General features: G+C 49.0%; 13 protein-coding genes. 10 read left to right on the top strand and 3 right to left on the bottom strand.

The features are described from left to right. The first annotated feature begins 68 nt into the window (after positions 1–68). Entirely contained in the window at positions 69–536 is a 468-nt protein-coding gene (locus ACLHG7_RS05590) for an SRPBCC family protein (RefSeq protein ID WP_410210050.1), read from the top strand. Further along, on the top strand, positions 523–870 hold the full coding sequence (locus tag ACLHG7_RS05585) for an ArsR/SmtB family transcription factor (protein ID WP_410210049.1): 348 nt from the start codon (positions 523–525) through the stop codon (positions 868–870). Before ACLHG7_RS05590 ends, ACLHG7_RS05585 begins: the two co-directional genes overlap by 14 nt. A gap of 34 nt (positions 871–904) precedes the next feature. Here ACLHG7_RS05585 and ACLHG7_RS05580 read toward each other — a convergent pair whose 3' ends face one another. Next, positions 905–2,434: a S41 family peptidase gene (locus ACLHG7_RS05580; protein WP_410210048.1), complete on the bottom strand. Its 1,530-nt coding sequence runs from the start codon at positions 2,432–2,434 to the stop codon at positions 905–907. A gap of 100 nt (positions 2,435–2,534) precedes the next feature. Then, positions 2,535–3,596, bottom strand: coding sequence for an AraC family transcriptional regulator ligand-binding domain-containing protein (locus tag ACLHG7_RS05575; RefSeq protein WP_410210047.1), 1,062 nt, complete (start codon positions 3,594–3,596; stop codon positions 2,535–2,537). Positions 3,597–3,706: 110 nt separating this feature from the next. Between ACLHG7_RS05575 and ACLHG7_RS05570 the strand changes: the two genes are divergently transcribed. From ACLHG7_RS05570 to ACLHG7_RS05545, 6 genes are all read left to right on the top strand, one after another. Further along, positions 3,707–4,507 carry an SDR family NAD(P)-dependent oxidoreductase gene (locus ACLHG7_RS05570; protein WP_410210046.1) on the top strand — a complete coding sequence of 267 codons (801 nt, stop codon included), beginning with the start codon at positions 3,707–3,709 and terminating at the stop codon, positions 4,505–4,507. Then, entirely contained in the window at positions 4,507–5,259 is a 753-nt protein-coding gene (locus ACLHG7_RS05565; RefSeq protein WP_410210045.1) for an acetoacetate decarboxylase family protein, read from the top strand. Before ACLHG7_RS05570 ends, ACLHG7_RS05565 begins: the two co-directional genes overlap by 1 nt. 45 nt (positions 5,260–5,304) lie before the next feature. Continuing rightward, entirely contained in the window at positions 5,305–6,165 is an 861-nt protein-coding gene (locus ACLHG7_RS05560) for a metal-dependent hydrolase (protein ID WP_410210044.1), read from the top strand. 71 nt (positions 6,166–6,236) lie between these two features. Further along, a complete protein-coding gene (locus ACLHG7_RS05555) occupies positions 6,237–7,472 on the top strand; it encodes an NADH:flavin oxidoreductase/NADH oxidase family protein (protein WP_410210043.1) in 1,236 nt (411 codons plus the stop codon). 16 nt (positions 7,473–7,488) lie between these two features. Continuing rightward, positions 7,489–8,355, top strand: coding sequence for a metal-dependent hydrolase (locus tag ACLHG7_RS05550; RefSeq protein ID WP_410210042.1), 867 nt, complete (start codon positions 7,489–7,491; stop codon positions 8,353–8,355). An 81-nt stretch (positions 8,356–8,436) separates the two neighbouring features. Beyond that, positions 8,437–9,519, top strand: a complete 1,083-nt coding sequence (locus ACLHG7_RS05545) for a hypothetical protein (RefSeq protein WP_410210041.1) — start codon at positions 8,437–8,439, stop codon at positions 9,517–9,519. A gap of 334 nt (positions 9,520–9,853) precedes the next feature. On the opposite strand, the gene ACLHG7_RS05540 is transcribed toward ACLHG7_RS05545, so the two are convergent. Then, positions 9,854–10,258: a PaaI family thioesterase gene (locus ACLHG7_RS05540; protein ID WP_410210040.1), complete on the bottom strand. Its 405-nt coding sequence runs from the start codon at positions 10,256–10,258 to the stop codon at positions 9,854–9,856. A gap of 192 nt (positions 10,259–10,450) precedes the next feature. Between ACLHG7_RS05540 and ACLHG7_RS05535 the strand changes: the two genes are divergently transcribed. Together ACLHG7_RS05535 and ACLHG7_RS05530 are read left to right on the top strand one after the other, a co-directional pair. Continuing rightward, positions 10,451–10,885: a PaaI family thioesterase gene (locus ACLHG7_RS05535; RefSeq protein WP_114900156.1), complete on the top strand. Its 435-nt coding sequence runs from the start codon at positions 10,451–10,453 to the stop codon at positions 10,883–10,885. A 207-nt stretch (positions 10,886–11,092) separates the two neighbouring features. Beyond that, positions 11,093–11,614, top strand: a complete 522-nt coding sequence (locus ACLHG7_RS05530; protein ID WP_410210039.1) for a MarR family winged helix-turn-helix transcriptional regulator — start codon at positions 11,093–11,095, stop codon at positions 11,612–11,614. The last annotated feature ends 90 nt before the right edge of the window (positions 11,615–11,704 follow it).

The following is an 11,704-nucleotide window of genomic DNA, read 5'->3' as shown; positions in this document are numbered from 1 at the left end:
ATATCAGCAAATCTATTGAACGTCCCATTAGACCAAACTCATCTATAATGCAACTATGAGGTAGCATCATGAACGCATCAACCGATCGTATCGAAAAGCAAATCGTCTTAAAGGCACCGCGCAGCCGTGTCTGGCAAGCCATCTCCAATGCTGAACAGTTCGGAGAGTGGTTTGGTGTGGCGCTCACAGGCAAAAGTTTCAGTGCTGGGCAATACACCAAAGGCAACGGATTCTCACCTTGCAGTGGCGACCTTGGCTATGTGTGGGAAGCCTTAATTGAACGCATCGAACCCGAGCGCTTCTTCTCGTTTCGCTGGCATCCCTATTCAGCAGACAAGTCCATCGACCTCAGCAAGGAGCCTATGACACTGGTCGAGTTTGAATTAAAAGAAGTGGACGGCGGTACCTTGCTACGTGTCGTAGAGTCAGGCTTCGACGCCATTCTACCATCGCGACGTGCGCTTGCTTTCAGCATGAATACCAGCGGTTGGGATCAGCAAATCAAAAACATCGAGGCTTATATTGCTAAACTTTAATGGTTCTAAAAACGCAGCACTGCCGACCTTCGCGCCGCTGTTTGCGGCACTGGGGGATGAAACGCGCTTACGTCTGATCGCAGTCCTCTGCGCTGGCGGAGCGATGTCGATCACCCAACTCACCACAGGCACCGAGATCACTCGCCAAGCGGTGACCAAGCATCTGACTGTCCTTGCGGATGCTGGTCTTGTGCGTGATGTCAAGGTTGGACGTGAGCGCCTGTGGGAGTTTGAACCCAGTCAGTTGGATGAAGCACGCCGTACCCTTGAGATTATTTCACAGCAGTGGGATGAAGCACTGGAGAGACTCAAGAAGCTGGTTGAAGGCGACTAAATATTCTGAAAGTGCTCATGCATCAACCTATATCCTACAAGCTTCCACATAAGGCATGCACATTGTAGGGACTACTCTGCCCTTGTTTCTGATCAATCTCTTTATTCTGCAAATAGCGCAACGCTTGTGAAAACATATAATCCGTCGCTGTGGCATAGGTCTTTGCCAAAACTGGCGGCGGCATGTCCTGTTTATGCTGGTTCATACTCATCAAAATCTCGCTACGCCGTTTGACCCGTTCTTTGCGAATCTTTTCCAGAGGGCTTGAAGGGTCAATCCCTTCGTATTTAGGATGAGCAATATCGACTTCGTGAAAATTAAGGGTATCATCCGGATCGCCATTTTTGCGCTCACTGACAAGGTAGTCAGGAGTAATGCCATAACCATTGACCGGGCAACCCGATGGGGTGAAGTAGTTGGCGGTAGTTAGACGCAGTCCCGTGCCATCGATCCGCGGCGATATCGCTTGTATCGACCCTTTGCCAAAGGTGGTTTTGCCGATGATGGTCGCGCGTTTCAGGTCTTGCAGCGCGCCGCTCACCAGCTCAGGCGCGGATACAGTATTCTGATGCACGAGCACAACCAGCGGAATGGTTTTATACAAGTCAGGTAAACCAGCAAGCGGATCTTTGGTGACGCCATCCTTGGTATTAGCCGCAGTCTTATAATCCTCAAGGGTGGTGTAGAGATAATGTGTGTTTTCCGGTGATTTACCTTTGGTCAGTACAGCTTTTTGTTTGTCTTTGACAAAGATCGAGACCACACCGACTGCACCCGACAAAGAACCACCGCCATTGTTACGCAGGTCTAAAACGAGTCCTTTGAGATGAGGATTGGTTTTGGCAAGGTCTTGCAACGCATCAACCGTTTTGGCAACGACATTTTCATCAAAGGATGAAATACGCACCCAGCCATAGTCAGATGCAACAATGCGATGATAGACGGTTTCGCTATTGATCTTGGCGCGCGTGATGTTGAAATACGTTTTTTGCATTTTAGGCATGCGTTGTACCGTGATCTTGACCACAGTATTGGGCAGGCCTGCGATGCGTTCAGTCATTTCTTTAAACGTTTTACCACTAAAATTCTCACCATCGGCTTCAACGATCAAGTCATTGGGATGGATATTGGCTTTTTCGGCTGGGCTGTTATCAATCACTTGATAGACCCGTAATCCATCGCCCTCCTGCCCAACGACAACCCCTATACCCACATACCCCTCAGCACGCCATGTTTTCCACATATCGGCAAATTCGGTTTTATCCATGAACTGTCCATGCGTCAGCGTATCGACCGTGCGCTTGATCCCTTGATTGAGAAACTCATGAATATCGACAGGCGTGTAGGAGTCCTTTTTGATGGCCTCGACCACATCTTTGAGTTGGCAGATTTCTGCTTCCCAGTCAGGCGGGCATGGACTGGGGCTTTGAATGAGCGCTGGACTTGGGGTTGGGCTTGGGCTTGGGCTTGGGCTTTCAGCATATGAAACTGTTGTATATAAACCTATAGAAAGCGCAGCAATTTTTATAGCGCGGCTAAGATAACGTAAGCGGTGTTTATTCATTGGGTTTGGCAGTGATCATCGAATGCTTGATAGCCCCATCAAAACCTAAAAATCGTTGAAACACAAGATTGTTTGCTGTAAATGATTTTACAATCAAGCATCAAATACGGCCCATCTCACCCCGAAACTGACTCGGGGTCATCCCTGTCCATTTCTTAAATGCCCGTGTAAAGTTCGCGGGTCCCACATAGCCGAGCAAACTACTGATACTCTGGATATCCATTTCGGTCGTGGTAAGTAATTTCTCGGCTTCCTGTCTGCGCGTTTCATCAAGCAAGCTCAGGTAGGTGGTATCCAGCGCTTGAAGATGACGCTTAAGGGTTCGCCCTGATAGATGCAGCTTCTCTGCGACAGCATCTAAACTGGGGTAGCCTTTTTCTGGCGTCAGGATCAATTCCGCTTTGACACGGCTGATCAGGGTCGTGATCGCATCCAGATTGCGCACTCGTTCCTGCTCACATTGTGCCAAGGCTTGTTGATGGGCAATGGGATCACCCAGCATCAGTGGGAGCTGCATATGGATCGCAGCCGTACGTACTTGGCAGGTCGCTTGATTAAAACGAATCGGCGGCAAACGATCCCGATAGCGGGAGTAAGATACTGGCTCGGCCCAATCCAGCCACAACTCAACGCCTGAGAAATCTTTACCCGTCAGATAGCGCCCGCCATGTACGATGCCCAGCATCACACACTCATGGAAGAAACGCCTCAATAGGATCGCCTGCTCTGGTGCCGCGCCAATAACGGGATGGGTTTCAGTGATCTCCATAATGGCGACATCGTCTTCGGTACGTAGCAGCATCTGATAGTCACGCAAACGCATTCTAAAGAACATCGCACCGAGTTCCAGTGCCTGACCTACCGTTGAACAACTCATCAGGGCAAAACCGAGATTACCATGCGCTGTCGGGCGTAAGCGCAGACCGTATTCACAACCGAGGCTTTCATCACCCGTCAGCACAATCGCACTCCACACCAGACGCGACCATTGCCGAGGTGTGATACGACTATCCGCTTCAGGTACGGCAAAGAGCTGGACTGGCAATTTGCTTTCACGCAATAACTGCTCAGCCGCAATCCCGCGCTCAGCCACAATCTCCAGCAAAAGCTGGGCATAAGCGATGGGAATACTGGCTTTAGACAGACCGTAAGGATCGTTCATGCGTGAGCCTCATGACCCAAAATGAATAGTATTATGGCGCAGCCACCTCTCACGCTCAAGCGAGATGAATACGATACTTGTAAACGTTCATTCTACTTCGAGCATGTCCCATGAGTCTCCCCGCACCAACGCCCCAAACCCGAGCCGTGATTACTGGTGCCTCATCCGGCATCGGCGAAGAACTCGCCCGTCAACTTGCTGCACGGGGTTACTCCCTCATTCTGGTAGCACGCCGTATCGATAAACTGGAAGCACTGGCCGCAGAACTCCGTCAAAAGCATCAGATCACTGTGGACTTAAGTCCCTGTGATCTGGCGAACCGTGATGCACGCCGTTTGCTCTGCCATGAGCTTGCGCAGCAAGAAATTTCGATCCTGTGTAATAACGCTGGGTTTGCCACTTATGGTCTTTTGCAAAACCTCGATGCTGATCGTGAACGGGAACAGCTTGAGCTCAACGCGGTAGCCGTACAGGATTTGACGCTCGCGGTGTTGCCACACATGATTCAGCGCAAATCAGGAGCGATCTTAATCGTCGGTTCAACCTCGGGTCATCAGCCTACTCCCGCCAATGCCACTTATGCCGCTAGCAAAGCCTTCGCCAACTTCTTTGCCGAAGCATTGCACAGTGAACTACAAGGTACAGGGGTAACTTGTACGTTAGTCGCGCCGGGGCCAACTCGGACTGGATTTGCCGAGGCTGCAGGTATTGGCAAGATCGATGGTGCAGGCGGCGGCATGGTGTGGGTCACGGCGGAACGTGTGGCCCGCCAATCCATTTGCGGGATGGATAACAACCGCCGCATCGTGACCCCTGGACTCGTCGCCCAAGCGCAAATGATAGGCGGTCGATATACCCCACGAGTGATTCTACTGCCGATCCTCAAACAAGTCTTTTCGAGGTTAACCTAATGTTCTTTAAACAATTGCGTGATGACCTCCGTACCCCACTGCGCTTGGCTAACCTCGGCGGCAAGCTCTATCACAATGCCCAATATCTCACTGCTGTGGTTGAAGTCAATGAAAAAGTCATGACCAAGTGGCTCCCTAAAGGCATGACCCTTGCCCAGCCTCATCGCGCTGATCTGTTCTGTGCGTATTTTCCAGAGAATGTCTATACCGATGCCTATCACGAAGCGGGTCTGTTTGTGCATGTCAAAGTCGGCTCACGCTATGGCATCTTCTGTCCGTGGATGATTCTGGATGATGACCGCGCCATGATCATGGGGCGAGAGATGCTGGGTTACCCCAAAAAGATGGGCGAAATCAATTGGAACAATAACGGCGAACGCATTGTCGCTAAGGCATCACGCCGTGGCACAACATTGATCGAAATGAATGCTCAATTAGGCGAGGTTTTACATGATGCACCGCCGATTCTAGGTCTACCTCATCGAAATGTCACGGGTGGCATCGGCTTAAATCTGCCACGTGAGATTCGCTTCACTCCGAAAGAACATCCCATTGAAGTACGTCGTGTCGATATGACATTGCGTTTCACTGGAACAACCAATGACCCCCTTCATGAAATGGGTCTAGGGCAGGTGGTTGAAGCGCGCCTGCATCGGGTCGATCTCTCTGGCGGCTTTATCCCGCCGATTCAGATTCCGCGTCTTTTTAACCCCCTATTTATTCTCCGCCAATTTAATCCTCGTGTGCTGTAACGCATAGGAATAGAGGCGCACTTTTGATTTGATATGGAGAAAACAATGAATACACTTGCATATGACCCAATCCAGCAACACACGGCTCATAAAGGTGCGGGAACTTCGATCACCGTACGCCACATGGATTTGAAATTTTCGGATGACACCCCAGAGTTTTGGTTTGCAAATAATCCATTGTTGACCGCTTTCTTCACGGCTTTTTCTTGCAGTTTTCCAGAGGGTGAACGGCAATTTATCCACAGCGTCCGTCACTTTCAAGATCGGATTAAAGATCCAGAACTCAGTCTGCAAATCCGTGCGTTCATTGGACAAGAAGCGCATCATGGCAAAGAACATGATGCTTTAAATGAGATGATGAGACGCAAAGGCTACTCCGTGGATCGCATCTATAATCGTTTTAAAAAAATGAATCGGCTTTTACGCGATAACTTCTCGCCCGCACGTCAGTTGGCGGCAACAGTCTGCATGGAACATATCACGGCAATCATGGCAGATTATTTCCTGAGAATTGCGCCAGAAAGTCAAAATCTCATCGCGCATGGCGAAATGCGCAAGCTATGGGTATGGCATTCCATTGAAGAAAGTGAGCACAAAGCCGTAGCGTTTGATGTCTATCAAACCGCGATTAACCGTCGATGGCTACTACGCTATGTCATGGTCGAGACCACGATTGTCGCATTTCGCGGGACAATGGAAATGCTACGAGACTCAGGCCACAGCCGCGATTTAAAATCTTGGCGACAAGGGTTGGGTTACTTATCCGGCATGCTCGGAAGTATCCGCAAGCCCTATAGCGATTTTTTTCGCAAAGACTTTCACCCTTGGCAGCACGACAACACAGCTGAGATGAATCACTTTAAGCAGGTCTATCAAATCGATGTGCCGCCTGTACTTATGAATTAAGCAAAAATCGATGGGTTCTAGTTGTAGCTCACCTCCTGATGTCTTATTAAAGTTTTAACGAGTGATCTAAAATGAATAAACCAGCTAAATTTACAAACCAGACTACTCCGCTTAGTCAGTCGTTGACATTGCCTTGCGGTCTAACAATCCCCAATCGCATCGCCAAATCCGCAATGAGTGAACAATTAGCTGATCGCCATGGTTCACCCACTCAAGAACTAGAACAACTCTATGCCGCATGGGCAAGCGGAGGCACAGGTCTACTCGTGACAGGTAATGTCATGATTGATCGTCGTGCCCTCGTCGAACCTCGCAATGCCGTTCTTGAAAGCAGTCGTTTCCTGACGGCGTATAAATTATGGGCAAACGCCGCCCATGCGCATGGCAGCAAGATCATCATGCAGATCAACCATCCAGGACGGGTCGCGGTGCTACCGTTGCTTAAGCGCCCTGTCGCACCATCCGCAGTTGGGCTTGATCTACCTGCAATGAATATCATCCGTGTGCCTCGCGCCCTGACTGAATCAGAAATTCTTGAACAAATTAATCGCTTTGCATTGACTGCGGCATTCGCTATTCAAGCTGGTTTTGATGGCGTACAAGTACATGCCGCGCATGGTTATCTGATCTCGCAGTTCTTATCACCGCTGTCCAACACGCGCACTGATGTCTGGGGCGGCAGCCCTGAAAACCGTCGCCGTTTTCTACTGGAAACAGTGCGCGCAGTGCGCAAAGCGATCGGCCCAAACAAAGCCCTTGTAGTCAAACTCAACTCTGCAGATTTCCAAAAAGGCGGTTTCAGTCAGCAAGAATCATTGGACGTGGCACTCATGCTTGACGCAGAAGGCATTGATCTGCTCGAAATCTCAGGCGGAAATTATGAGTCGCCAGCCCAACTCGGCTTTGCCGAAGGTCAGGAATCCCGTGATGCCTATTTCTTGAACTATGCTGAACGGCTGCGCAAGGAAAGTAAACTGCCGCTAATGCTCACGGGAGGCCTACGTCAGGTAGAACTCATGAATCGCATCATCGGTGATGGTACAGTTGATCTAATTGGCATGGCACGGCCTTTTGCTATGCAACCAGATATTGCCCAGCACTTACTGGCAGGCGAATCATCACCTCCACCTCCACGTATCCCAGCGATCGGCTATAGACCCGTCGATGCCTACTTGCAATTGGGATGGCATGCCGCACAATTCCGCCGTATAAGCAGTGGGCGCCCCCCCAAAATACTCGGTGGATTGGTTCGCACTGTCTTGGCCTTTGGTCCGCGCATGGGCTTCAACATTGTTACGCAAGACTGACTTGAGGAAATCCATAATGGGTCAATTAATTCGATCTACACATATCATTACGCCAAGGCGTCCGATCTTTGATTTTGGCGAAACTCCACTGCACTGGATCGCAGATGATCCTCTAAGCACGCATATCCTCAATGTTTTGAATCCGATCACACCAGCGCCCGAGCGCTGGTTCTGTAAAACGTTTCGTGATGCCTTGCCGTGGGTAGAGGATAATGATCTACGCGCAGCAGCAATTGCATTCATCAAACAAGAAGGCGCCCATAGCAATGGGCATACAATCGGCAACCGACGTATTGAAGCGTTGGGTATCGACCTATCCTCCTATCTGAATCTGCTCGACTGGATTTTTGATCGCATGCTAGGCAGTGATCCATTGGGTCGTAAACTGACCAGCCCACAAGCCAAATTAGCATGGCTTAAAACTCGCTTAGCAATGGTTGCCGCTGCAGAACATTTGACGGGAGTCCTAGGTCACTGGGTATTAAATTCCCAAGCCCTTGAGAAAGCACCGATTGATCCTGAAATGTTAAGGCTCTATCAGTGGCATGGTGCTGAGGAAGTGGAACATCGTGAAGTGGCAGATGCCATGTTCCGGCACATCAGCGGTAATATCCCGCTGCGTACTGGCGCGGCACTGTTTATTTTTCCATTGTTTGGTCTTCTTGCCTATGGGGGTGTGCATTATCTTGTGCAGCAAGATCCACAGTTGCCCTATCGTTTCCGCATCCGCGATTATCTACGTGCGGCTCGACAGGATCGGGTGCCCAAGATCGGCTATTTGATGCGTGCAGGACTACGATACCTTGCACCCAATCATAGTCCACTGAATGAAGGATCAACAGAACAGGCGCTTAACTATCTATCGAGCATGCCAAAACCTTAACGTATTGCCTCACATATGTAGACGCATTCACGTAAAAATGTTCCTCTTCAAACCAGTGCTCTCATTTTTGGACACCACGTCATGAATACAATTACTCCTATCAAATACTTTATCGGCGCAAGAGACAGTTTGTCACCACTGGCGCGAATAGAAAATATTCGCGCGGCTTCTCACGATTTTCGCAAAGAAATGCTGAAAAGCAATAAAGTCCATTTTTATCAGTCGGTTGATCTGATCAAAGTACCTTATCCCAGCTACTATGGTTTGCGCGATGCCTATCGCTATCAGCATAGCCTCGCCTATTTACATATTCTGAATCGCCTATTTGTGGTTCAGTTTGATACCAAGAACGGCATAAAAACGTTATTATTTTCACCCTCAGATCATGTCCACAACATCGAAACCCCCTTTTTTAAGCGCTTAAGTAAACGCGGCCCACAGAGACTGGCACCGTTCATCGCACCTATCCTCAATACCGTAGAGGGTGCACTTGCAGGTCTAGGCATCAATCCAGAACAGGTTGACTACATCAGTTATGATCACCTACATACTCAAGATGTGCGTTCTTGGCTGGGCACAGATCAGAAACCAGCTTATTTTCCCAATGCGAAACTGCTAGTCCAACGCCAGGAATGGGAATCCACTCAGAATCTATCTCCAATCCAGGCAGAATGGTATTGCCCTAGCGGTATCGCTGGGATTCCAGAATCTAAAGTCATTCTGCTGGATGGAGATGTCATGCTGGGTGATGGTGTCGCGTTGATTCATACTCCTGGTCACACAGAAGGCAATCATTCACTGGTTGTACATACCGATGAAGGGCTGTGGGTCACCAGCGAAAACGGGGTAAGTGCTGATAGTTATGCACCTCTTGCATCAACCATTCCGGGGCTACGGGATTATGCAAAAGCAATGGGCATTGAAGTGGTCATGAATGGCAATACGTTGGAAAATTCCATTGATCAATATATTTCCATGATTCAGGAAAAAACCATTGCAGGTCCTTCATCGCGCAATGCAGATTTCCCCAATGTGTTCCCGTCTTCAGAACTGACGCCATTTTGGGGAAATCCATTGGCGAAACCCGGACACTATGTAGGCAGTGCCCGTCATGGCCATCCCATAACCACACAAACTATTGCACAGTTGAATACCAAATCATAATCCGTTCAATGAAAAATCTCACCCCAACCATATGGAGACAACAATGAATACAATTCTACAAACTTCTCGCAAGTAGACAGTTACATACCACCGATACAGTATCTAAAACACGAAGACTCTGTACGCACCATGCTCAAAAAAGGAGTCAAAGCCGATGATCGCTTTTCTTTTTTTGTTGTAAACCTTGACCATGATGCGTGCTGTTTGAACTTTATTTCAAGAGAGGGGAATGAGCTGAAGCTGTCGGTGGTTAATCCTGTCTGGGTATTCATTCCTGTTCTAGGATCAGACTACTCCGCATTAAAGATTTAAAAACCATATGACCGTTATCGAACTAAACCTTCACGATCGTCCCCTGCGCTACTGCACACAGCTTTTCCACGCCTTGTGCGTCAACCGCATAGATCTCGCACTGGCAGACCGCCTGCTGTTTCCCTGCATGGAGACTCTCGGCTCTAGCAATCAGTCTCTCGCCGATAGCGGGTCTTAAATAATTGATCTTAAACTCCGATGTCACCGCATCCCCAAGCACTGATCCGCCAGCAAAGGTCAGCGCATTATCAGCCAGATAACTCACTACGCCGCCATGGGCAAAACCGTGCTGCTGTTTGAGACTGTCCGTCAGACGGAGTGCCAGCTCCGCCTTGCCAGATTCAAACCGAGTCAGCTCAGCACCCAACAATTGACTAAATGGCTGCGCCTTAAGGATAGATTGCGCAAACGCCTGTAAATTGTCCATATGCATCTCCTTTTAAAGGGGACTCAATTCATATCACAACCTTTCATTGCGGTCTGCCCATTTGGTCAAACTGGCCAGTCATTGAATAAATTGACAACGCTTCACGCTAAGCATACTCTTTTTAGAGTAGATTCTTTTTTAGAACTATGTCGCTTCATTGTATATCCAATTTTTAAAAGTGAGTCCATCAAGATGAATCCTAAAGAAATGACTGGCCTTGAAATTATGACGGCTTTTGGCAAAGGACTGTTTCCCAAGCCTGCGATTGCAGATACGGTCCCGATGGAACTCCAAACCATTGAGCATGGTCGAGTGGTCTTTATTGCCACCGCCAATAAAACCCATACCAACCCACTGGGCGGTGTGCATGGTGGTTTTGCCGCAACCGTGCTGGATTCGGTCACGGGCTGTGCAAGCCATACCGTACTCGCTGCAGGCGAAGGCTATGGCACGATCGATCTGAATATCAAAATGTGCCGCCCCATCCCCTTTAACCAGCCCATGATCGCCGAAGGCAAAGTGATCAATACGGGACGTAATCTGGTGATCTCGGAAGGGTCGATTCGCGATGAAAGTGGCAAACTCTACGCCCATGCCACGGCAACCAATATGATTATTCGCCCATAACGGCAGAAACCTCGGCAGCTATCCGCTATAACGTCTTGTCGAGCAGACGCCCATGAGATCACCCTAAGCCTGCCATCGGCATGCGTCTTTGATGAAAACGCTGCCGATACAATACTTTCCAGAAATTAAACTGACCAGTCATCAAATTCTGAACCAAACGTTCAAAATAGTTCTCAAAATAATAGTTACATATGGTACTATTTCACAATGAACAAATCTAAACGCCTCAACTACGCAGAGACACGTGACCGGATTGAACGCTCCCACAGCCTTGTGACGGGTGGACCTCTGGGCACGATCCAGATCAATTTATTAATCAAATACAACGGCTGGCTGCTGCATGAATTCTTGGGCAAGACCTTACAAGAGTTCAATCTCAGTACTGCGGGCTATATCACCATGCACTTGATTAATAGTGCCCCTGATCAGATCGCCAACCCTTCTGACCTGACCGTATGCACAGGGGAAACCCGCGCCAATATGACGCGCATCAGCGATGAGTTGGTCGAACGCGGTTTATTGCGCCGCGTGACCAATGAACATGATCGTCGTCGTGTCGATCTGTCACTCACAGATGAAGGGCACGCGTTGCTCAAGCAAGTCGTGCCGCATGCCCGAGCCCGTGGCAAGGCCATTTATGGTGTGTTTGATGATGAAGAACTCGCCATGTTTGAAAAGTTACTGCTCAAACTGCTGCGCTCTTTAGAGTTACGCGTGGCAGGGCAATAGAAGTATCTTGAGTCGTTTTTAAGTCGCTATCCAAAGCGGCTATACAAGTTTTTAAAACGAAAAGCACCCTTAACAGGTTGAATTATCGTT

This window comes from Aquirhabdus sp., from assembly GCF_046462495.1.
Taxonomy (GTDB): Bacteria; Pseudomonadota; Gammaproteobacteria; order Pseudomonadales; family Moraxellaceae; genus Aquirhabdus.
This window is presented reverse-complemented; position numbering and strand designations above follow the sequence as displayed.